This is a genomic window from Petrimonas sp. (assembly GCF_963921705.1).
GTDB lineage: Bacteria > Bacteroidota > Bacteroidia > Bacteroidales > Dysgonomonadaceae > Petrimonas > Petrimonas sulfuriphila.
In genome coordinates, this window is the sequence record NZ_OY997410.1 from 1,370,560 (window position 1) to 1,394,038 (window position 23,479).

Annotated in this window: 17 protein-coding genes; 1 reads left to right on the forward strand and 16 read right to left on the reverse strand. The window is 37.0% G+C overall.

The features are described from left to right. Window positions 1-135: 135 nt before the first annotated feature. The 16 genes from AACM02_RS05730 to AACM02_RS05805 all read right to left on the reverse strand — a co-directional run bounded on the left by AACM02_RS05730 (window position 136) and on the right by AACM02_RS05805 (window position 21,899). Complete coding sequence (locus tag AACM02_RS05730) at window positions 136-1,026, reverse strand: LamG domain-containing protein (protein ID WP_339116331.1); 891 nt, start codon at window positions 1,024-1,026, stop codon at window positions 136-138. Between the two features lie 164 nt (window positions 1,027-1,190). After that, complete coding sequence (locus tag AACM02_RS05735; protein WP_339116332.1) at window positions 1,191-1,772, reverse strand: LUD domain-containing protein; 582 nt, start codon at window positions 1,770-1,772, stop codon at window positions 1,191-1,193. Further along, window positions 1,759-3,150 (reverse strand): lactate utilization protein B, encoded by a 1,392-nt coding sequence (locus AACM02_RS05740; protein ID WP_339117438.1) that lies wholly within the window; start codon window positions 3,148-3,150, stop codon window positions 1,759-1,761. Before AACM02_RS05740 ends, AACM02_RS05735 begins: the two co-directional genes overlap by 14 nt. Beyond that, window positions 3,144-3,884 (reverse strand): (Fe-S)-binding protein, encoded by a 741-nt coding sequence (locus AACM02_RS05745; RefSeq protein ID WP_339116333.1) that lies wholly within the window; start codon window positions 3,882-3,884, stop codon window positions 3,144-3,146. The genes AACM02_RS05740 and AACM02_RS05745 overlap by 7 nt, the downstream gene beginning before the upstream one ends. Window positions 3,885-3,926: 42 nt before the next feature. Next, window positions 3,927-5,756, reverse strand: a complete 1,830-nt coding sequence (locus AACM02_RS05750) for a sodium:solute symporter family protein (protein ID WP_339116334.1) — start codon at window positions 5,754-5,756, stop codon at window positions 3,927-3,929. Between the two features lie 98 nt (window positions 5,757-5,854). Next, window positions 5,855-7,765 carry a DUF4838 domain-containing protein gene (locus tag AACM02_RS05755; RefSeq protein ID WP_339116335.1) on the reverse strand — a complete coding sequence of 637 codons (1,911 nt, stop codon included), beginning with the start codon at window positions 7,763-7,765 and terminating at the stop codon, window positions 5,855-5,857. A 129-nt stretch (window positions 7,766-7,894) separates the two neighbouring features. Then, the gene (locus AACM02_RS05760) at window positions 7,895-9,811 is read right to left on the reverse strand and encodes a DUF4838 domain-containing protein (protein WP_339116336.1); all 1,917 of its coding nucleotides are present in this window, start codon (window positions 9,809-9,811) and stop codon (window positions 7,895-7,897) included. Between the two features lie 9 nt (window positions 9,812-9,820). Beyond that, window positions 9,821-10,759 carry a Tat pathway signal protein gene (locus tag AACM02_RS05765; protein WP_339116337.1) on the reverse strand — a complete coding sequence of 313 codons (939 nt, stop codon included), beginning with the start codon at window positions 10,757-10,759 and terminating at the stop codon, window positions 9,821-9,823. Between the two features lie 23 nt (window positions 10,760-10,782). Beyond that, a complete protein-coding gene (locus AACM02_RS05770; protein WP_339116338.1) occupies window positions 10,783-11,859 on the reverse strand; it encodes a Gfo/Idh/MocA family oxidoreductase in 1,077 nt (358 codons plus the stop codon). Window positions 11,860-11,870: 11 nt separating this feature from the next. Beyond that, window positions 11,871-12,596: a hypothetical protein gene (locus AACM02_RS05775; protein ID WP_339116339.1), complete on the reverse strand. Its 726-nt coding sequence runs from the start codon at window positions 12,594-12,596 to the stop codon at window positions 11,871-11,873. Window positions 12,597-12,618: 22 nt separating this feature from the next. After that, on the reverse strand, window positions 12,619-13,374 hold the full coding sequence (locus AACM02_RS05780; RefSeq protein ID WP_339116340.1) for a sugar isomerase domain-containing protein: 756 nt from the start codon (window positions 13,372-13,374) through the stop codon (window positions 12,619-12,621). Window positions 13,375-13,385: 11 nt separating this feature from the next. Next, window positions 13,386-14,435: a hypothetical protein gene (locus AACM02_RS05785; protein ID WP_339116341.1), complete on the reverse strand. Its 1,050-nt coding sequence runs from the start codon at window positions 14,433-14,435 to the stop codon at window positions 13,386-13,388. Between the two features lie 101 nt (window positions 14,436-14,536). After that, on the reverse strand, window positions 14,537-16,126 hold the full coding sequence (locus tag AACM02_RS05790; RefSeq protein WP_339116342.1) for a family 20 glycosylhydrolase: 1,590 nt from the start codon (window positions 16,124-16,126) through the stop codon (window positions 14,537-14,539). A gap of 56 nt (window positions 16,127-16,182) precedes the next feature. Further along, window positions 16,183-17,238 carry a hypothetical protein gene (locus AACM02_RS05795; protein ID WP_339116343.1) on the reverse strand — a complete coding sequence of 352 codons (1,056 nt, stop codon included), beginning with the start codon at window positions 17,236-17,238 and terminating at the stop codon, window positions 16,183-16,185. 126 nt (window positions 17,239-17,364) lie between these two features. Continuing rightward, window positions 17,365-18,783, reverse strand: coding sequence for a RagB/SusD family nutrient uptake outer membrane protein (locus AACM02_RS05800; RefSeq protein WP_339116344.1), 1,419 nt, complete (start codon window positions 18,781-18,783; stop codon window positions 17,365-17,367). An 11-nt stretch (window positions 18,784-18,794) separates the two neighbouring features. Further along, window positions 18,795-21,899: a TonB-dependent receptor gene (locus AACM02_RS05805; protein ID WP_339116345.1), complete on the reverse strand. Its 3,105-nt coding sequence runs from the start codon at window positions 21,897-21,899 to the stop codon at window positions 18,795-18,797. A gap of 811 nt (window positions 21,900-22,710) precedes the next feature. Here AACM02_RS05805 and AACM02_RS05810 point away from each other — a divergent pair. Further along, window positions 22,711-23,454 (forward strand): IclR family transcriptional regulator C-terminal domain-containing protein, encoded by a 744-nt coding sequence (locus tag AACM02_RS05810; RefSeq protein WP_339116346.1) that lies wholly within the window; start codon window positions 22,711-22,713, stop codon window positions 23,452-23,454. Window positions 23,455-23,479: the final 25 nt, after the last annotated feature.

A 23,479-nucleotide genomic window follows, 5' to 3' on the forward strand; every position in this document is an offset into this window, starting at 1 on the left:
TGAATGAGTTGGATGTGTCGGTCGTTTACGAATTCCCGTAAACGTACACTCCTGAAACACCGGTAAATGGTTCTCTTGTCATTTTTACAAAACTGAACGATCAAATATGTTGTAAATCTATAGATGTTTTACAACTTAAAGATCTTCAATGTTTTTCGGAGAGGACCTGATTCTACATATCTTATGAATTTCATCGCTGGTCAGTGCTCGATTAAATACGGCTAGTCCTCCAAGTTGTCCTTTAAAGAAATTACCCATTCCATCTCTTAACTGAACTGCACCAACTGTGAAATCAGAACCATTATTGCCCATTCCGTCAGGATAATAATAGGGATTTTTTGATTGTATCAGACCTTCTGGATATCCTTCAAATCCTTTGGTATTATCAATTAACTCGGGTTCTCTTTCTTCAAATTTACCATTTAAATAGGACCGGATAAACTCCCCATCATAGGTGAATGCGATACATTCCCATTCATTTGGAGTTACTTCCTCTTTGCTGGCTGAATAATCGATTGAAAATGGAAAAGGCGGAGTTGGTCCGCCTTTTTTTGATATGTGCCCGCACACTTGGTTTCTTCCATTATAATGAGGAAGAGAAACAAATAGTCCATATTGTCTTTTACCTCCATCTTCATATTCATTCCACATACCACCAACAAAACCAATCTGTTCTCCTGTCCATTTAACCCATGCAGCAACCGTCACTTCATTTGTTTTAATATTCAGGTCTTCAGTCTTTTCATGTGGAATAAAGAGATAATTAGTTCCGTCAAAAATAATTGAATGACCGGATAATGGACCTTCATCGATAAATTTAAGACTGTTACCAATACTGCTCTGAAGTGATAAATTAACTTTGCCTTCTGAGATAAGCTCCTTATTATCTTCTGAAAAATCCCAAAGAGCAATAAGTCCTGGATAAGAGTGAATAGAAATGAATGCTTTTGAGTGCTTTGGGTAACAAGATATCATTAAAAAACAATAAAAAAAGAGAAACGAAAACTGTAAAAATTTATATTTCATAATATGTACAATATCAATATTTTGACATTAATAAATAATTCGAACATAATTAAAAATCATGTAAACCAACAGATTAACTCTACAACTCAAAATATCCGTAATTGGTTGTTGAATAAATGCATAGAAATAATTTATTAAATTGTAATGTACGAGTATTTGTTGATTCATTTCAAAATATTTTCATGCGATAAGATTACAACCAGTTTTTTTGCGCCATGTGCACCATATACCAAATGTTGTTCTATATCAGATGTTTTAGAAGGTCCGGAAATAAATACTCCGAACCCAGAAATGGCATTATTTATTTTGAAATAAGCATCATGCATATTTCTCACTATTTGTGTAGAGTCCAAACACAACACTAATTCTTCGCTAATAAATGGAATAAGACGATTAGGGAAATTTGAATCATTGACCCAGATTGATCCGTTCTCAGCTACTCCGAATTGTCCTTCAAGAATAACAGTTTTTAGTCCTTCAAGACTCTCCTTGGAATAGGATGAAGGAAATTTTTCGAGTAACTTATTTCTTCTAAGGTCTGTTGCATTCTTAAAATTATTATGGAGGAGAAAGTTTAGTTCTTCAGTTGTGTTGACTTCAATACAATCCCCTCCTATTTGCAGCAATATTTCTTTAAAGAGAGAAACTTTATTGACTCCTTTCTCAGCGGAATAAAATGGCTCCGGTAATTTGACGGGTTTTATTTTATTTCTTTGGATGTTTAATAATATTTTATTTCTGTCCATTTTTACCTCCCTCACCGTAATTCTTATTATACCATTGCTTGAATGACTCTCGGGATGCTTCAGGAAGTTCTCTTTCTTTTCCCCAAATATTCAACCGGTTATAAATCAATTTTCGCGGAAAGTGTTCAATACACCAACGTGCTATTCTTCCAGACCAATCATACATTTTGGTTGAAGTTAATATTTTACCTGAAATTTTCATGATGCTCTTTTTTATGGGAGAGAGAACGCCCTTTTGTGACAGATCCTGTCTCCATCTGTAAAGTTGTCCATGGATGTTAATCTTAACCGGACAAACATCAGAGCAAGAGCCACACAAGGATGAAGCAAACGGAAGATCCTTGTATTTTTTGCTGTTTGAGTGTGGTGCGAGAATGGAGCCGATAGGTCCTGGTATTACATAGTGATAGCTATGTCCACCGCTTCTTCTATAGACCGGACACGTGTTCATGCATGCCCCACACCGGATACACTTCAGTGAATCCCGGTAATCTTCTTTACCAATTAGTTCTGAACGGCCATTATCCACTATTACAATGTGCATTTGTCCGCTGGTCTTAGGCTTTAGGTAGTGTGAGGTATAGGTGGTTATGTACTGTCCCGTGGCACTTCGTGCTAGCAAACGAATGAATACTGCAAGATCTGAGGTACGGGGAATTATTTTTTCAATTCCCATACAATGTATTTGAATCGGTGCAGCATGTACACCCATATCGGCATTCCCTTCATTCGTACAGACTACAATGGCTCCGTTTTCAGCTATTGCGAAATTGACGCCGGTAATTGCCACGTCAGCTTCGAGAAATTTTTGTCGCAAATGTAAACGAGCAGTTGCTGTCAGATAAGTGGGGTCGTAATTTCCTTTTTCTGAGTGAAGCTTCTGGTGAAACAACTCACTTATTTCTTCTTTCTTGACATGAATAGCGGGCATAACGATGTGACTGGGTGGTTCTTGTTTAAGTTGAATAATTCGTTCACCCAGATCGGTATCGATAATTTTAACCCCCTTTTTTTCCAGAAAAGGGTTCAGACCACACTCTTCTGTTAACATGGACTTACTTTTCACAACCTTTGAAGCGTGGTTTTCTTTAATGATTCGGTATACAATTTCATTGAGCCTTCCAGCAGTTGATGCCCAGTGAATCTGTGCGCCATTATTTATGGCTTGTTCTTCAAATTGTACCAAATAATCATTGAGTTTTGATAAGGAATGCCTTTTGATTTGCGATGCCTGTTCTCTTAATTCTTCCCAACCTGGCACATCAAGAGCCATCTTATCCCTCTTTTGACGAATCATCCAAAGGGTTTTGTCGTGCCAAGCTGCACGCTCCTCATTTTTCAAAAAACGGCCAGCTCTATGAGCATGATTTGTCATAATCGGTTGCTATTCAGAATTTCAGCGATGTGCATAAATTTTACTTCCCGCTTTTGCCTGCGGGCAATTCCTTCGAGGTGCATCAGACACGACATGTCGGTAGCTGTAATTACTTCAGCTCCATTTCGCTTGTGATCATCCAACCTGTCTTTTCCCATTTTCACGGAAATATCCGGTTGAAAAATGGAAAAGGTACCTCCAAAACCGCAGCACTCATCTTTCCTGTCAAGGTTTATAATCTCAATGCCTTTAGCATTTTTCAATAAACGATGGACTTTAGAGTAATGTTCCATAATCAATTCTGAAGGTGTCCCCAGCTTTAATCCCCTGAGACCATGACAGCTTTGATGGACACCTACTTTGTGGGGAAAAACAATCTTTAGATCATCAGTTTTCAGTATGTCCACTATAAACTCACAAAGTTCAAATGTATTTTGTCTGACTCTGATTACTTCATCGGTTTGTGGCAGAATATTGTAGTTTTCACGAACATGATATACACAACTACCTGAAGGAGAAACTACGTAATCGAATTTAGAAAAAATACGAACAAATTTGTTATATATTTGAATTGCTTCATCTTCAGCTCCGCTGTTTGCCAATGGTTGTCCGCAGCAGGTTTGTTCCGATGGATAATAAACCTCCAATCCCAGCTTTTCTAATAACTCCAGCGTGGCAATACCCACTTTAGGATAAAACTGGTCGATATAACACGGAATGAAAAGTCCAATTTGCATTGAGGTGATGTTAGCTGTTAGTTAATGTTTCGTCAAACTATTCTAATTGAAAATTTTACTCCATGATTTAAATAATGCAATTGCTGAAATGATGGTGACAACCAATAATATTGCAAATCCAAGATAATTACCATATATCAGATATCCTATTGAAAACAACATACTTAAAATTCCAACACAACTGATGCTCATACACAATAATCCAGTAGGTACATTCCAATCTTTTGTCATGCGATTTTTTTCCAGTTCAGCATGTCCCTGAGTAATTTTCTTCCATCCTGGGCCACCAGGCCTTATATTCTTATAAAAATTCACTAATATTTTATCTTCTGTGGGCCTAGTGCATAATGTAACAGTGATCCAAAGTAAACTGTTGAAAGCAATTACAAAAACAAACTTCATGGTATCCCAGAATCCCTTTTGCATCTCAAATCCGTAAAACATAACCGTTTGGTCATCGAGGAGCACAAGGCTTGTTTTTTCAAAAACTATAACAATCAATGAGAACACCATTGCGCCTATCATTGCCGATATTTCTGACCAAGCATTAATTCTCCACCAAAACCATCGCAGTAAATATATCAGTCCTGTTCCTGCTCCAATCAATAACATATATTGAAATACCTGCAATGCACTTTCTAAATAGAGCGCTAAAACGATGGATAGTACGATTAATGCAATAGTCCATATTCTCCCAACCAACACTTTCTTTTTTTCCGAAGCATTTGGATTGATAAATCGGGAATAAAAATCATTTACCAAGTATGAAGCTCCCCAGTTTATTTGAGTAGATACTGTTGACATGTATGCTGCAATTAGAGATGCCAAAACTATACCCAATACTCCGTTGGGAAGAAAATGCCTAAGCATGGCAGAATAGGCAATATCATTTTGTATATATTTGGGATTTACATCTTTAAAAACCTGAACCATCGAATCTAAATTTGGAAATATTATCAAAGAAGCCAAGCCCACCAGTATCCAGGGCCATGGTCTCACAGCAAAATGCATTACATTAAAAAAAAGAGTGCCTTTAACAGCATCTTTTTCCGATTTTGCAGACAAGATTCTTTGTGTAATATAACCTCCTCCTCCCGGCTCAGAACCCGGATACCAGGAAGCCCACCACTGTATGGTTATTGGGATGAGAAATATTGTCAATGCTGTTTGTGCGTTCGTGAAATCCGGAAAAAAACTAAGTTTGTCAACAATAATATCATTGGTGAGAAAATTTCCCAATCCCCCTATTTGAGGTGAATTTATAATGTAAAAAACTGGAATAAATGCACCTGCCATAGCAACAACAAACAAAAAGAAATCTGTCCATAAAATAGACTTAAGTCCGCCTATTGTACTGTATGCAAGAATTATTGCTGAAATTATCACTAACGCTAGTACAGGATTTATTCCCAACATCATGGCTGCAAATTTGAGTAAAGCCAGTGCCGCGCTTGCCAATATAAAAATGTTGAAAAAAAATCCCAGATAGATTGATCTGAATCCACGTAAAAAAGCAGCTTCTTTTCCGCTGTATCGAACTTCATAGAATTCAAGATCAGTCATGATCTTCGATCTATTCCATAACTTTGAATAAACAAATACAGTCAGCATCCCCGATAGTAAAAAACACCACCACTGCCAGTTTTGCGCCACGCCTCCAGAACGGACCATATCGGTTATTAGGTTTGGAGTACCGAGAGAGAACGTTGTGGCAACCATTGAAACTCCCAAAAGCCACCATGGCATATTCCGTTTAGAAAGAAAATAGCTGGTTGAATCATCTGCGCCACCTCTGCTTGTAATCATTCCAATTGCAGTTAGCAGCAACAGGAAAACTATAATTATTATCCAATCAACATAATTTATTATCATAAAAGAGTGTTTTATAAAAGAAAGAAAACTTCCTTTCTTTTTATTTGGTTACTTATTAATTGATTAAAACAGTTTTACAGTATTTTACTGAGATAGTTTCAATAAATGAAAATATTCTCAGGATTGTTCAGAAAAGCATCAACACCCGGATCGTAATACCAAGGTTCTGACTGAAGTGTTAATAGGGAAACGCTTCTAAGCCAATTTTTAAAATTCATCATATTGGGCATGTTCCCAACGCGAATAACCTCCATTTCTCTTGCTATTCTTACTGTTTCAGCCAGACGTTTAGAGTGTTCAGGCATACTAATCGTCAACTCATCATTTATCGTGTTTCGTTGATTTACATCAGAAAACAGAAGACAAAACTTTTCCAACTCAACACGGTATAATGCAGCCGGATCATCTGCAACAGCATTTTGTGCCTTATCAAACATAACCAAAGCGTTGTCGGCATATTCAGCAGTTACAAGATCAGGATTTGGACTTTCACAACCTTGATGCACATTACGGGTATTAATTTCATTATGCATGAAATTGAAATACTCCCTCATATGAGGTGCTGCTTCCCCATAGTAGGCATCCATGAATTCATCTATAAGTTTTTCCACATCAGCATCAGGTTCCCAAAACAGTACTCCCTGCACAAAAACGAACAGATCGGTAAAACTTGTAGGAACTACACACTGAACGATTCCCTTAATTCCATTAGAAGCATAAAAATTCATTTTATCAACCATGGCATAAAAGCTCCCGAAGGGCTCGTACCATACCCTGTAGCCTCTGGGATAATCATAGATATACATGTTATCAGGACATTTTTCTATCCAGCCTTGTAGTTCAGCAAAACCCTGGCTATTCTCAGGGCAGTCCAAACCATGGCTCTGGCATGGTGTTTGAGGAGGGTAGGGGCAATACATAACCATAACGTTCGGATCAGGCATCACTCTCTCGGGAGGGCGTGAGGTAGCCTCCGTGTAAGCGAGTGTCAATATTTTTTTCCCTGGGTACTTCTCGTTTACCACCCGGGCATTGTAATTGACATAGTCCATCAGCCTATCGGTCATATGATCTCCGGGTATTGCATCAAGCGCTTTGCAATTGCTGCACTGACACCAACTATTCGATCTGCCATCGCCCTGAGTGACAACAAAAGATGTTCGATTTTCCTGCTTTTCAATCAAATGGAGTAGCCTTTCTGCTCCCGTTTCACGCATCTCCATGTTCGACAAGCATAAGTGTCCAGGAGGTCCCTCACCGGGCTTAACTCGCTCACTACTCTTGTTCAAGGCAAAATACTCTGGATGCTCTTCTCCGAATAAACGATAAGGCATCATAAAACTGGCTGAATGTACCCAGTTTCTCTCCCCGGGAGCACCTAAATCACCGTGATACCCCATATCATCATTGGGGGTGTACCCCAATTTCATACTTGGCGTAATTCCCTTGAAGTAAACATCATACTTAAATATTGTCCTTAGATCATAATGAGGCTTAATAGCGAGACGCAATTCGGGTATTTTAAGCTTAGATTTGCTTGGAATAATTTCGCAATCCTCCGCGTAAAATTTCACGCCAACCTGTTTTAAAAGTTCATATACCCCGTAAACTGTTCCTAAATCACGCCATCCACATATAGCTCCCTTATTATCAGCAATGTTAATTACAAATCCATCCTCACCTATAGGGCCAAGTTCTTCTCGCGAAATCATTCCGGAACTGACTGATAACTCACCAATCGCGATAGTTCCATCGGGTACCATGGAGCTGTCAACCGTGATGACTGATAGCTCTTTACCCGTTATTTTATTTAAATAACTTGCAAGCTCTTCTGCCGCAAACTTTTCCCTATCAGATGCTGTTGTTGACACAGCAATTGTTGTTAATTCATCCTTGCTTAGGCTGATTTTCGACTTGCCGTCACCAATACCGGTAGTACAAGATGTTATCGTGATGAGGAGAGTCATGAAAAACATAAAAGCTTTTCGATCAATTTTTAAAGTTTTCATTTCATGAAATATTATTTAATATTGTATGCATGTTACTTGTTGTAAGAATCAGCAGGTTTATGTATAGTGTGTTCAAATATCAATTATGGATTTACGCCATGTTAAAAATAGTAAAAAATCTTATCTGACTTATAGTAGGAATAAATTCTCAGGTTTATCAATTAAAATATCAACTGCAGGATCATTATACCATAATTCATTTTGCAACCGTATTGGTGATACCTGATGAATCCAATCTTTAAAAGTAATTCTTCCTCCTACATTAATCATTTTATGTTTTTTAGCTATTCTGACCATTTCACCAAATCGCTTAGCATGTACAGAAAGGTCAATCGAAAGATTGTTTTTCATAATATTTCTTTGATCAATATCAGCCCAAAGAACACTGAATTTCTCGAATTCCACACGAGATAAAAGAACTGAATCATCTGCAACTGCTTTCTGTGCACGTTCAAAAATTTTCAGGGCTGAAGCTGAAAATTCAGGAGTAACAAGTTCGGGATTTGATTTTTCAGAGTGTTGATGTATATCGCGAACATCAATTTCGTTATACATGAAATCAAAGTATTCCCGGATGGATGTGGCAGCAGCTCCATAATAAGCTGACATGAATTCATCAATTAGTGCTTCAACATTCGAGTCGGGTTCCCACAGCAAATGTCCCATAACATAAATAAATAAATCTCGAAAATTTGCGGGGACAACGCAAAAGGTAATTCCACGAATATTATTGGATGAATAATAATCCATCTTGTCAACCATCGCATAGAAACCACCAAAAGGCTGATACCATCTGAAATAATTTCTCGGATAGTCGAAAATATACATGTTATTAGGATACAGGGAAAGCCAATTTTCAATATCTTTTTTTGCCCATAAGTTATTTATACAATCTAACCCATGACTATGACACTCACCGTCATAATTAGGTTCGGGGCGATGTAATGGACAATACATAACCATTACATTAGAATCTGGTGCAACTCGCACCGGTGGGCTTGCGGTTGCTGATGTATAGGCTAATGTAAGTATTTTTTTCTCAGGAAATTTTTCAGTTACTTTCCTTGCATTATAATTAACATAATCCATGAGGCGGTCAGTCATGTGAACACTTGGCTTAGAGTCAAAAGCCTTACATTCATCACACTGACACCAGTTCGTTGGCCCGCCATCCCCTTGAGTAACGACAAAATAGGATCTTTCTTTTTGCTGTTCTACAAGCAATAATAAACGTTCTGCTCCCGTTTCACGCATCTCCATATTTGACAGGCACAAATGGCCGGGAGATCCAGTTCCAGAATATCTCTGTCCATTATTATTAAGTGCAAAGTACTCTGGGTGGTCTTTACCAAATTTTCGAAATGGAATCAAATAACTTGCAGAATGAACCCAGTTTCTTCCACCTGGTGCCCCAAGATCACCATGATATCCTAAATCATCATTAGGAGTATATCCAAATTTAAGGTAGGAGTGAAACTCAGGATAGTAAACATCCATTTTAAAAATTGACCTCAGTTCATAATGAGGCTTAATAGCGAGATGCAATTCGGGTATTTTAAGCTTAGATTTGCTTGGAATAATTTCGCAATCTTCCGCGTAAAATTTCACGCCAACCTGTTTTAAAAGTTCATATACCCCGTAAACTGTTCCTAAATCACGCCATCCACATATAGCTCCCTTATTATCAGCAATGTTAATTACAAATCCATCCTCACCTATAGGGCCAAGCTCTTCTCGCGAAATCATTCCGGAACTGACTGATAACTCACCAATCGCGATAGTTCCATCGGGTACCATGGAGCTGTCAACCGTGATGACTGATAGCTCTTTACCCGTTATTTTATTTAAGTAGCTTGCCAGCTCCTCAGCTGCAAACTTTTCCCTATACGATGCTGTTGCTGACACAGCAATTGTTGTTAATTCATCCCCATTCAGACTAATTTTTGACTCTTTGCCTCCAATTCCGTTTGCACAAGATGCTAACAGAAAGCATAATAATAGTACTGCAAAGTATTCTGTCCTTGGTTTGAATAATAAGTGCTTCATGATCCCGGTTTACTTGTAATATGTTTGTTTTGCTTTCCCCAGTAATTCAATTCCTCCAATTATCCTGTCCCTGTTCTCCTCGATTGTTGGCCTCCAGAAAGTTTGTAAAAATCCAAGTAATCTGCTATCATCTATATGTTTTTTGCCGAAGGCGACTGTGCTTCCAATACTTCCAGTGTTATAGTCGTGATAACTTCCGGTGGGTATCTGATCGAACCCGTGTTTTTCAAGATCAAGGTATGCTTTAACTCGTTCTGTTCCAGGATCAAGTTCTTCCCCGTAAAACCAATTCCCCTGGACAACTGATTTAGGCATATGCTTAAAAAATTGTTCGGGTTCGTTCCATAACATGTAATCCGGCCAGATCCATGCGCGAGAACCGCTTTTTTCCACCTCTTCGACCAGGAAAAGGAAATCATTCCACCACGCCTCATTTTTCCGTATCACTATATGTTTTTGATACCTTTGATGCCCTATGCTCTCTTCATCCATGCCAAGGTGGAACAATGAGGGGGTGTCAAACAGTGTCGAGACCTCCTGTATGAGGTCCGAACAGACTTTATAATATGTTTCCGTGGACACCATCCTGGAATACTCTCTCAGCCATGTGTCGTGACCGGCAGAAAAGTTTAATTTTGGAACCGGTTCGATACCCAATGCTCTTATTTTTTTCAGTTCCTGTTTTAGTCGTGTGGTGCTCCAAGCATTATTGACTGCAATTTCAGGATGACTTTCATACTTCACCGCATCGCCCAGATCTATCACCACCATATTTACACCCTGCTTAGCCATTAAATCAATAGCGTCATTCCATAAAGCTTCACTTAATTCCAGGTTTGGCCTGAAACCACGAAAGGGCCTATGTGGTGAAATAAATTCCTCCCACATATTGAAGCTAAGATGTAGTAAACAGGCCCAAATTTTATTGTTTTTGCCAAGATTGTTCATAATTATTTTCTGTTAGATGATAACTACAAAAAGACAGGCTGGCCTGTTTCGATACTCTCATAACAAGCATTCATCGCCTCTATTGTTTTTTTATGCCACATTAAATTTATCTTAGGTGTGTTATTCTCTCTCACACAATGGATAAATTCATCCATCATTCCAATCCATTCATCAAAATAGGTGTACTGGACAGTATATCTGTCGTTGGGTGCACCGTTGTGATATACGTTAGGCCCAAAACAGTCAGCCAGCATCACTCCTTTCTCTCCGGAGATGTTGAAATTAACTTCCATCCGTTTTGGAAATACTTCCCAACCGGGCCCTGGCACTTCTAGCCGCTCTTCCAATCTTGACCATGAGGGATCCAGGAGAAAACTAACACCATTTTTCATCTTACCATTTACTAGAATGATATCCTCAACTTCTAGTTCCTCACGAATATTTGGACCGACCTCTGCAAAAATATAGTCAAACTCACTTTTAGTAAGCCATCGAATCATGTCGAATATGTGTGGGTGATCGCACAGTGCACCGCCCCTAAATCGTGTGTTGTTTGAATTTAGAGGAACTCTTTTTCCGTAACTTTCTTCCGGTACACCTTGCCATGGAAATGCCCAAACGGGAGAGAGTGTTATATTAGTAGCATTTATTCCGGATACTACTCCCAATTGATTTTCTGAGAAAAGCTTTTTCATTCTGTTTACCACGGGATTATAGTGCATTTCAAGTTCAACCTGGCATATAATTCCTGATTCTTCAACGAGTTTTATCATCTCGTCATATTCATTCATATCAAATGTAGGTATCTTCATTGATAATATATGAATACCCCTTTCGGCACACATCCTGAATTGTTCTAAATGTCTGCTGTTTCCCGAGGCCATTACTACCGCCTCTATATCCGGGTGTTTTTCAAACATCTCCTCGTCGCTCATGTAGCAGGGAACATCATAACCATATTTATAAAATATTTCCTGAACTTTTTTCGATTCAGCGGAGACAGCTACCCATTCAAATCCCGGATTATCGTTGAGTGTTTGAAAATACTTGCGTGTATGTCCGTGTGTTAAGGAGAGTATTGCAATTTTGATTGGTTTCATATTTTTACAATTTATGCAACTTTTACTTTCAATTTATTGGAATTAGACTTAAGAGCACTCTCCACCAATCGTGATAGATGATCGTGTTGTTTAATTAGATTTTCTGACTGAGTCGGATCTTTCTGGTGTTGAAAAGCAGCACGAACCCACTCCACTTGAAATTCATCCATACCAAACAATTCATTATCTACATCCTTATACTCCATGTCTCCATTCTCTGTAAATGTATAGATTGAACTCTGAGGTACTTGTGTATCAACAACAATGTCACTCGCTACGCCTCTACGTGCAATAATCTCATGTCTCTCGATTAAAGGTTTACCAGCCGGAGCCTGAACGCCTATCTCTACGCTTCCAATCGTTCCGTTTTCCAACTTTACAATTATATTCCCTGCTAAACCGTTGGTAAGAGTAGCATGGATATACGCGATTCTGCTACCTGTAATAAATTCACAAAGGTCAAATTCCCGATACATTAACGCTTCCAAGCTCCAGATATTTGGGTCTCCTAAGCTGCAAAAACGCAACATACTGACATTTTCGACAACTTCATCCGAAACAATTTTTTTTAGCTCTATAAACCTCCTGTTTAAACGCCAGGTGAGAAGAGGCATATCGTTGTCGTTTAATTCTTTATTCAAAAAGCTCCATCCCGGCAACAAATTTAGCTCAACATTAGCCTTGACTTCATATTTATGCAATAATAGTTTTACTGCATTCTCTATATTATTTACCATTGTTTTTCTCTATTTAATACAACTATAGGCATTTTACTCGGCGCCTGTATTTCTTAACATAATCTGCATTAATTTTATCGCCACCGGGAACATTGGCACTTGACCAAACTGGAGGAGTTATACCCTTATCCACACATTTTTTTATTGTAATAATCTCAAGCAGATGAGCAATATAAAAATCAACTATATTGGATACCGGTCCAAATGGTGTATCAAAACCATCAATTTTCAACAACGCATCTCCAACCGGATTATAATCATCAATACATACATCAGCAATGTCAAACAGATTTTTTTTATTGACATGGCGTATAATATGATCTTCAGGCATTTCATTCTGCCAGAATGAAGAACTCACAGCAATAACTACAGCACCTTTTTCTTTGGCTTCAAGTGCAGCATCAATAGTAGCTGGGTTAATCCCGATATTATGAAAAATAATAAACGGTTCCCCTTTTTCGATCTCGTAATATTTTACAATAGCACTACCATAATTAACAGTACGTTCCAACTCCAGGTATTTTAGCGCTTGGTTAAATACTGATAGTCCAGTCTCCATGATAGGATTGATATTCGCTAATCCACCAGCACGGAAGAACATCTCACCCATAACCAGTGTTGTATGTCCACCCCCTCCGTAAACATGGATCAACTGGTCACGTTCAATCGCTTCAACCATTAAATCTGTTGCTTTATCAATATTTTCCGATTGAGTTTCTTTCACTTTTTTCAAAAGGTCAATCGCTTTACCGAGAAATCCTAAGTCATTTATTTCCATATATTTATTAATTACAGTTTTATTTTATATTTGTCGTCAAGTACTTCTCCATATGCTTCTCCGAGCATGTCCCACATTTCAAGTGCATGAGGTGCAGCCAAAACTGTTCCGTGCCCTCCTCTATATGTCCAGGCAAAAAGGCTTTCCACTTCCATCTCCTTATAAAGGTGTACAATTTCCTTTATTTCTTCAATCTTTTCCGGTTCATTATAATAGTTCATGAGCCATCTTTGTGATCCCTTATTGTATTTTTTTGCAATATCAACTGTACGTTGCGTTATTGATTTGAAATAGCTGCGCGGTAAATTATAGTTCAATATTGTTGTGCTGAATACATCAAAAACATCCGTTTTGCCTACTTTATCCCAGTTGTCATACCCCCGGTTTTCTTTTACATAGTATGTGTTTATAGTAGCATGAACACAGCAAGTAATACGGCTCTCGGGACGTATGCTTTTAATTATTCTTGATGCTTCCGTTAGTATTTCCAACGCTTTGTTTTCTCGAAATTCAACGACCTCTTTCGTCATGATTTTCGGCATCTCATACCCATACAGATCTTCAAAATCTTTTTTACACATTGGGCAGCGACATGCCCAATCATCACCGGGTCCACCTGTAATGGAAGCATAGCTTTTAGGTAATGCATAGTGAGGTTCGTCCCAAAAGAAACCATCTGCATCTACCTGGATTGCCAGTTTTTCACAAATACCGTAGAAGTAATCCTTGAAAGCCTTTGTATTAAAACAGGCTGCTGGAAGCGGTTCTCCAGTAAAAGCAGAAACCTGCCGATTTCTCACATTGTTGGTCAGGAAATTGCTAGGAGGTTCTCCTCCAAACCATTTTCCTATACCCCAGGTATCCAAGTAGACCTTCATACCCAGGTCTTTGGCTACTTTTGTTATTTTTACTATATTGGGGAACCAGAAATCGATGTCAAACTCCGATAAAGCTAGAATTACAGCGTTACAATTGTGTTGTATCATTTCCTTAAAATCCCTTTCTGCATGTTCGGGATAATTCAATCCGTAATAACTTACGCCAGTTTCTTTTACAGCCATTTGATTATATTTTTAGAAATTATGAATATTTTTTTATAAATGTTTTTAGATCTTTCAGCAAATTTTTGCCTGTATTTGTTGTCACACCATAATGTATTGTACTATGGATAGACATCCGGACGTACCTGCCACTCGTGTATTCCGGTATTTTGGTATTTTTTAATGGGAATATCCCAGCCAATTTGTCTCAGATGACGCATACTCATTGTACCATCAAGTGATGCGTATGGAGGTGTTGACCATGCGGCCAGTGCTCCATACATCATAATTCGTAACATTTGATTGTAAGAGGGTGAGTGCCAAGTTGTACACAACAGTCCATCCAAGCTGTTTTTTCCCACAAATTCACCCAGTGATTTAATATTGTCAATATTGTGCCAGGGGCACGCCAAAACCTGGAAACCTTTATTTTTAAAATAAGGCATTGTAGGCCAAGTTTCATTCTCTTTCGGAGCACCGTATTGCCAGTCACAAATAATAATATCTTTAGGTAGTGCTTCAAGTACATCATTCATGCGTGGGGTGCCGTTAGCTACATACCCTTTCCATCGCGGATCGTTTGCTTGAATGAGCATATCATGCCACATCATCATCCGACAGTTCTTCTCTGCCAATAACTTGCGGAAATAGGTCAAATGATCAATTAGAAGGGCTTTGTAGTCTGCATGTCGGCATAAACGACACTCAGCAGCGCCATCCGCCTCATCTCCACCGATGTGATAAAATGGTGGATAATCGAAAGCCTCAAGAGTTTCAAGAACAATGTCAGTCAATAGTTTGCGCGTAGCAGGATTGCTTAAACACCATACCCATCCGTTCGGCTCAAAAAGTGATTCAAATTCCGGATAAAAATCTAGCGGAGCATGTTTACCGGAACCACCTCTACTACCTGAGGCATGTCCGAAAATATTTAATTGTGGAATCAGTGTTATCCCCAATTCTTTACCAAGTTTAACCAACCAGCGAATATCAGCTGGAGTTGCAGAATATTCCTGCCAATTAAATTCTGGATGAGAAGAGAACGGAAATGTTGCCCAAAATTCAATGATGATGTGATTGAATTTATAATAAGAGGCCCATCTTATGTACTGTTCTATCTGAACAGCCTCAGTTTCCGGAAACCAACATAGATGCAATCCTCTAAATGCCATTGCCGGTGAATCTTCAATTTCAGTTTCAGGAATGCTGTAGTAAGCAAAGTCTCCTGTTTTGCTATGTACTTCTGCCAGCTGACGAAGCGTATTGCATGCGTAGCGAATACCAATAAAATTTGAAGCAGACAATGTAACGAATGTGCCCGATGCTTTTATTTTGTACGCTTCCCCTGCAGGTACATCCAATTTTTGAATAACACTAACAGTAGGTATTATATTGAAATACTGTTTAAAGAGATCTGATGTCTTCTTTTTTACACCATTATCCGCATTTCTCAGTTCGATCTCCACAGATAATTTATCATCGAAAATTACCTCCCTGTCATCATTCAGTTTAACATTTTTAGGTCTTGGAATAAAACGTTTTAATAAAATAGGATCCGTATCTTCTTCAATAATATTTCTGTAACCCGATACTTCGGTTTTTCCTAATATGTTGATTTTTGGCAGTTTAACGGCACTAAAAGCAGTGCCGGCTCCGGCTACCGCCATACTCGACAAAAAGGTTCGACGAGAAAATATTTTCTTATTGCTCATAATTCGATTTTTAATTGTTGATACACATTATTCAAATCTCCAATACGCTTTTCAATTTATTTTTTTTCAAAAGCTCTCTTAGCTTCTCCAGTCAAATCGATAGCCTTTAGGATAGTAGGTTCGAATCTCTCGGTAGTGGGCATCCAAAATGTCTGCATAAAACCCATTAGGCGAGAATCTGAAATGTGTTTAGAGCAAAATTCAACCGTGTTGCCTATGTTTTTCGGATTTAAAGCCTTGAAATCTTGACTTGGAACAGCATGATAACTACCCGTTGGAATTTGATCGTATCCTTCAGCTTCCAAATCAAGGTATGCTTTAACGTAAGTTTGATTAGTATCAAATGCTTCCCCGTAATACCAATTACTCTGTATTACAGACTTTGGCATCATTTTGAAAAACTGTTCAGGATGATGCCAGACGTAATCCGACCAAACCCAAGGTCGAACGTTTTTCTTCATGGCTTCTGAAATATAAAAATAGAGATCACTCCACCAGAGTTCGTTTTGCCTGATAACAATGTAATCAAAATGTTTTTGGTGATTATAATCTTCCTCATCCATCCCGAAATGGATAAATCGAGGATTATCAAATAATTCAATAGCTTCGGCAATAAGATCTTTACAAACCTTGTAATATTGAGGAGTTGATATCATTTTCGCGTATTTACCAAGCCATGCGTCGTGAGTAGCGGCAAAATTTAACATAGGTATAGGTTCTATGCCTTGTTTTCTGATTTTTTCCAACTCTTCCCTTAATCTTTCAGGAGTCCATGAGTTTTTTAGAGATATTTCTGGATGGCTCCTCCATAAAACAGAATCGTCCAGGTTAATTACAACCATATTGATTCCATTATTTACCATGGATTTTATTGCATTGTCCCAGACTGATTGGTCCGGTTCAAATTCCGTTCGTAAACCTCCCCAACTTTTTATTCCTCCGGCGAAATTAAATGAAAGATGCATTAAGCATGCCCATATTTTTTCACCTGGAGGTGTAGAAGGGATATTTATTGTTTTTGAGGGAAGCGTCTGCGATATTAATGTATTGGGTGTTAGACCCACCACAGCTGCCGCTGATAATTGCTTAATAAAATTTCGTCTGTTCGTCATACCTGTTGAGTTATGTGGGAATTATTATTAATCTATTGCCTATAAGACCAATTTTGACTGAACTCAAATTTGAAGATGTTAGTTAGTCGAAAAAAAATAGTTTCGACTAACTAACATCTTGTGCTTTTAATATCCTGGATTTTGATCTGTTATCGCCTCGTTATATTCGTATTCATTAATGGGGATCGGGAAAAGGAATTTCCCATCGTGTATATTTACTCCTCTCATTTGCTGGATAATTTCTCGTGCTTTATCTTTGCCAAGCCGCCTTATGTCAAGCCATCTTTTTCCCTCTGCAAGAGTTTCGTAACCCCTTTCCTGAATACATAATTCAACAAATGAATCCACGGTATAATCCGCAATGTCAAAATCGACCGGTGATTCTACGTTCGAAGGATAACCATATGCTCTTCTGCGCACTTTGTTTAGAGCTTCCATTCCAGAAGCCGTAGGACTATTGTTTGCCCTACAAGATGCTTCAGCGTGAATCAACAAGAGGTCTGCATACCTGTATAAAGGATAGTCGTTGCTGGGAGTTAATGAGCCATAATCATTAAATTTTTTACAAAGAATCGTTCCCGGGTCATGTCCGTCATATGGATACCATCCGTATATTTTTCTCAAATCATTGTTATTCCAATTTTCATTTTGGGTATAATTCTCATTACTAGTAACAGCATAATATCCATCGTAACCAACGTATGGAACACCAACACCATGTAAATAACGAGGATAATTCCAAGGTCGCTCATTATTATACTTTATATAAAAAATTTCTTCGGATGAATTTGTAATAGCCGCACCAAATAAATTTTCAAAATCTTCCGGTTCAGAAACCTCCACCAATGAATATTTTCCTGATTTTATTACTTCATCCGATTTTGAAATTGCATTGTCATATTGACCCAAGTAAAAATAAACATCGGCAAGAAGGGCTTTGGCTGACCACTTGCTTGGATGTCCAGATACTGTTGGCGCATCAGGTAATCCACTCTCAGCAGCTTGTAAATCAAAAATTATTAATTCATATACATCTTCAACAGGAGATCTGGGTACATTAAATTCGTTAAAATTCTCCTCTGTCCTCAGAGGTATAGCACCCCAATTCCTTACTAAATGGAAGTAGGTCAATGCCCTCAGAAATTTAGCTTCCCCAATATACATGTTTTTCTCGTTATCATTTAATATTTCCCCGTTAGGAACATTTTGTATGATTAAATTTGCATTTCGAACACTAAGATAAAAGTTTGTCCAAGCACTTTGTGAACGAGTTGAATTTTGTGTATTGAGGACTACATCATATAAACCAGCATTTTCCCAACTTGCTCTCCCCTCCATAAAATCAGATAAGGTTTCAAGTAACGAAATATATTCTGCAGCAAATATGGATCTGAGTGGATTGTAAATAGCTGCCACTCCAGCCTCCACTTCCCCCGCTGTATTGTAAAAGGTTTCTACTGCTAATGCTTGTGGTTTTTCTTTTAGAAGATCATCACAAGAAATTAATAATATTGTGATAGAACAAAATAATAATATTTTTTTCATTTCTTCAATTTTTAAAAACTAATATTTATTCCAAACGTAACTGTTTTTGCCGTAGGATATGAATGGTGATCAATACCTTGAGCGAAAGAACTTGAACCTCCAGACGAATTGACTTCAGGATCCCAGCCTGAATATTTTGTCAATGTCCACAAATTTTGTGCACTCACATATAGCCTCACACTTTGTAAAAAATCAACATTCCATTTGCGAACCGGAAAATCGTATGACAACTGGATGTTTCTTAACCTTAAGTATGAGCCGTCTTCAACTATCCTATCTGAAAATCTCATACTTTGCGTTCTAGTAATTTTAGGATATTTTGCATTTGGATTCTCTGGAGTCCAATGATCGTAATATACCTCCTTATACATATTTGAACCATACCCATAGTTGAGAGAATTGTCAATTGAACTGACATTAACCAGATTATTTCCTTGGGAACCTTGGAAAAATAGAGACAGTTCAAAATTTTTAAAGTTCATAGTTGAGTTCAAACCATAAATGAAATCCGGATTCGGATCCCCAATTATAGTCTTGTCGTCTTCATTTATGATACCATCAGGTTCCAGATCTTTATACTTTTCAAACCCATTCTCATCGTAGCCATCACTTAGATATCCATAAAAAACACCCATTGCTTCACCTTCCCGAAGTAGATTTAAATTGTCCGCAATGATTAGCATGTCCTCCCAACCACCATATATATCTTGACCACCATAAAGCTTTTTGACTTTAGTTTTGTTAAATGATATATTTCCGTTTAAATCCCAGGAAAAATCACCTTCAAATACTCTTGCATTCAAGGACAATTCGATACCCTTATTTTGAATTCTACCCACGTTTTGTATTGTAGTAGTAAAACCCGATGAAGAAGGTAATTGAACGGTGTTAAGCAAATCTTTTGTTTCTTTACTATAAAAATCCGCAGAAAAAGTATATCGGTTGTTTTGGATTCCTAAGTCAAACCCGATATCAAACTGAGACGTAGTTTCCCATTTTAAATCTCCCGGAAGTCTGGTACCTGGAGCAAAAGTTGTGAATAAAGCATCCCCAAATACTGTTTTTCCTGATGATAGATTATTGAGAGTTGCATATGCGCCAATTGCCTGACTTCCAGTTACACCATAACTGGCCCTGAATTTTAAATCGGAAATTTCTTTGATATCTTGCATGAATTCCTCTTGATTAATTTTCCATGCAAAGGCGCCTGAAGGGAAAAATCCCCACTTGTTACCCTCACTGTATTTTGATGAACCGTCGCTTCTGAAATTTACGGTGAACAAATAACGATTATCAAATGAGTAGTTTAACCGTCCAAGGTAAGATAGAATAACTGATTTTGAGTACCCGGTACTAGGAATACCCGGAAGGTTTGCAGAGCCAATATTACCCGTTTTGGTTGCATCACTCAGAAATCCCGTACCGCTTCCACCGAGTGAAGTAGTTACAAAATCCTGATAGGTAAAACCTCCTAATACAGATAAATCATGTTTGTCATTAAAAACTTTATGATAATTAATCGTATTCTCATTCAAAATACTTCTAAATTGTGTTGTTGAGACAGATGCATAACCTTGTGAATTTAAGTAATTTAATGTTTGATAGTAATCACTTCGGTCGTCGCTGTTTTCAATACCTCCATATATTTTAAATGTGAGTCCGTCAATTGGTTTATAAATAAATGATAGATTTGCCAATACTTTATTTGATTTTGTAACGTCATCTCTCTCGTTAATATAATATAATGGGTTAGTTAAACCCTCTGAAACAAAAGGGTAAGCAATATGTAATTTTCTATAAGATCCATCATTATCATAAGGTGTAAGTGTTGGAGGAGCACATAATGCAACACTAATAAGTGAATTTCCGAATCGGGCTCCCCCCCAATTTTTATTGTCTAATATATTATTTGCTAGCGTTGATGAATAATTTACTTCAAATTTTTCACTAATTTTGTGATCTATATTAGCTGTCAAAGAATAACGCTTATAACCACTTCCTTTTATGATTCCATCTTGATCAAAAATGTTGCCCATGATGGCAAATTTCGTCTTTTCATTACCCCCTCTTATGTTTAATGAATGAGTTTGAATTGGAGCCGTTGAAAAAACAAAATCTTGCCAGTCAAACCCCTGGCCAAAATTGCGAATTTCATCCTCCGAAAAATAGGGTTCAAGACCATCATTTTTTCGTTGAAGATTATAAAAGTTCGCGTATTCTGTAGCATCCATCATCTCAATCTTATTTCTCAATGATTGGAAACCCAAAGACCCTTCATAATCAACTATCGTTTTTCCCTCCTTCCCTTTTTTTGTTGTTATCAATACTACGCCATTAGCCCCTCTGGAGCCATAGATTGCAACAGCAGATGCATCTTTTAAAATTTCCAGGCTCTCGATATTTGAATTGTCTAAAACGGTTGGGTTAGAGCTTGAAGATGGAAATCCATCAATTACATATAAGGGTTCATTGCTTCCCTGAATTGAATTTGTTCCTCTGATTCTAACACTTACAGCACCACCAGGTGATCCACTATTCTGTTTAACCATTACACCTGAACTGCGCCCTTGTAAGGCTTGTAAAACATTTGAGGTTGCAAAGGCGTTTATATCTTCAGCTTTCACTGAAGACACTGATCCTGTTAAATCGGATTTCTTAACCATTCCGTATCCTATTACGACCAGCTCTTCTAGAGTCTTGGTGTCTTCAATCAATACAATAGAAAAAGAGTTTCTTCTATCAGTTGGGATTTCTTGTGCTAAATATCCAATGTAAGAGATTTGTAAAATAGCATTTGACGACACTTTCAGTGAGAAATTGCCTTCAACATCTGTAACAGTACCATTAGAGGTTCCTTTCTCTACAATATTGACACCAATAATCGGTTCTCCTTGTTCATCAATTATTTTTCCAGTAATAGCCTTTTGCAATGGCTGCTGTTGTATTAGTACGTCTTTTTCGACGGTTGGTTTATTGTCTTGAGAATAAATAGGTTTAGCATGCATTTGATGAATAGACACCAACAGCAGCAGGAATATCAATTTCATGGCAAAATATATTTTGCGTAAAGAAAAATAAGTAGTGCGTGTTTTTAAATTTATTAACATAGTATTCATATTACTATTGTAATTAAAATTGATTAAAATTTTTGAATGTTTAGTTTCTAAACTACCAGATCAATTCACTGACTATGAAAAATTACAAAGTTTGTGAAAGAAAATGCTGTATTTTATTTTTATATAAATAGGTTGATTATTTGTGTTTTCAGTTCTCAAGAAATAATAATCTCAGAATTTTCTTTTTTAGGTAGTTTTATGTTACATGTGTTTTTTACTCTAAATAAAAGCTTAATTTTTCCAGACTTTTATTACGTTATTATCAGTCTTTTACGTTCAATGACAGGGAGTTTCATTTGAAAAGAAACGTCATGCTTTTAAATTAATGAGATCGGAATATAGATGTTTTCCTAGTTCTTTAAATTACATTTTCCATAGGCACTCCTCCTTAAATTTAACTAATGTTGTTGCAAAGAAATATATAATATTTTATATAGACAAATAGATTTCAATAATAAAAAACTAAAAAAAGTTAATTATAAGATTATATTACTATAAAGTTCTAATATTATGACTGAAAATTATTGCTATAATATTATTGAAATACAATAGTATAAGTGTGATTAATTAATGAAAATTGTATTGAATGAAATTTGATTCAATCAGGGTTATTTTTGATTCTAATAATTGTTCAAAAGTCAAATTATTACCAATTAAATGAAATTGATTTTATAATATTGAATTTATATGGAAAAATGTTTAACTTTGTATTTTGATTAAAACATTCTGGAGATAATATTGAAGAGACTGTTTGGATTACAAGATTTTTTGAATATTCTTTATTAAATATTTCTTCTAATTTCTTAATTATATGATACAGGTAATTAACAGAGCATTAAACATTTTAGAATTGGTTTCAAAAGAGAGAGACCGTGATTTTTCTTTAGGAGAAATTGCCAATAGCTTGAATTTGAATGCAAGTACTTGTGCGAATATTATAAAAACTTTAGTGAATAGAGGTTATCTTGAACAAAAGGGAATAAAACAAGGATATAAATTGGGAGTTCAAGCTTATTATTTAACTGGGAATTTTTCCAATAGAAAAGAGTTGCTGAAGGCCTCCGTAATTCCATTGCAAGAACTTCGGGATATATTAAACGAAAGTTGTATTCTCACAATTATGAAAGAGAATATGAGGGTTACTTTGCATAAAGAATTAAGTAGTCAGGAATTGCAAGTTGTTAGTAACGGAGAAGAGAAAAATATTTATTTGACTGCAACGGGAAGAATTGTCCTTGCATGTCAAAATATAAATACTCAGTTAGATTTTATAAAGAAATATGGTTTACCTGGATCGATGTGGCCTGAAGTGATAAATGAAAAAGATTTAATTGATGAATTAAATAAAATTAAGCGGAAACAACTGGCTATCCATTTTGATGGTGCCTTCATTGTCGGCGTTGGAGCTCCCATTTATAAAAATGGTGACGTTGTTGCTGCAATTGGAGTTTATCTTCCCGAAGTAAGATTTAATTATAAAATGCAAGAAAGAATTTTTGTGGAAATAAGTAGGACAGCCCAACTTATTAGTGAAAAAATGGAAGAGATTCATTGAATTTAAAACTTCCCGGCTACATCAA

Excerpts from the sequence above, each read along its gene's own strand:
- AACM02_RS05730 (WP_339116331.1), bottom strand. The coding sequence starts at position 1,026 with ATGAAATATAAATTTTTACAGTTTTCGTTTCTCTTTTTTTATTGTTTT.
- AACM02_RS05735 (WP_339116332.1), bottom strand. The coding sequence starts at position 1,772 with ATGGACAGAAATAAAATATTATTAAACATCCAAAGAAATAAAATAAAA.
- AACM02_RS05745 (WP_339116333.1), bottom strand. The coding sequence starts at position 3,884 with ATGCAAATTGGACTTTTCATTCCGTGTTATATCGACCAGTTTTATCCT.
- AACM02_RS05750 (WP_339116334.1), bottom strand. The coding sequence starts at position 5,756 with ATGATAATAAATTATGTTGATTGGATAATAATTATAGTTTTCCTGTTG.
- AACM02_RS05755 (WP_339116335.1), bottom strand. The coding sequence starts at position 7,765 with ATGAAAACTTTAAAAATTGATCGAAAAGCTTTTATGTTTTTCATGACT.
- AACM02_RS05760 (WP_339116336.1), bottom strand. The coding sequence starts at position 9,811 with ATGAAGCACTTATTATTCAAACCAAGGACAGAATACTTTGCAGTACTA.
- AACM02_RS05765 (WP_339116337.1), bottom strand. The coding sequence starts at position 10,759 with ATGAACAATCTTGGCAAAAACAATAAAATTTGGGCCTGTTTACTACAT.
- AACM02_RS05770 (WP_339116338.1), bottom strand. The coding sequence starts at position 11,859 with ATGAAACCAATCAAAATTGCAATACTCTCCTTAACACACGGACATACA.
- AACM02_RS05775 (WP_339116339.1), bottom strand. The coding sequence starts at position 12,596 with ATGGTAAATAATATAGAGAATGCAGTAAAACTATTATTGCATAAATAT.
- AACM02_RS05780 (WP_339116340.1), bottom strand. The coding sequence starts at position 13,374 with ATGGAAATAAATGACTTAGGATTTCTCGGTAAAGCGATTGACCTTTTG.
- AACM02_RS05785 (WP_339116341.1), bottom strand. The coding sequence starts at position 14,435 with ATGGCTGTAAAAGAAACTGGCGTAAGTTATTACGGATTGAATTATCCC.
- AACM02_RS05790 (WP_339116342.1), bottom strand. The coding sequence starts at position 16,126 with ATGAGCAATAAGAAAATATTTTCTCGTCGAACCTTTTTGTCGAGTATG.
- AACM02_RS05795 (WP_339116343.1), bottom strand. The coding sequence starts at position 17,238 with ATGACGAACAGACGAAATTTTATTAAGCAATTATCAGCGGCAGCTGTG.
- AACM02_RS05800 (WP_339116344.1), bottom strand. The coding sequence starts at position 18,783 with ATGAAAAAAATATTATTATTTTGTTCTATCACAATATTATTAATTTCT.
- AACM02_RS05805 (WP_339116345.1), bottom strand. The coding sequence starts at position 21,899 with ATGAATACTATGTTAATAAATTTAAAAACACGCACTACTTATTTTTCT.
- AACM02_RS05810 (WP_339116346.1), top strand. The coding sequence starts at position 22,711 with ATGATACAGGTAATTAACAGAGCATTAAACATTTTAGAATTGGTTTCA.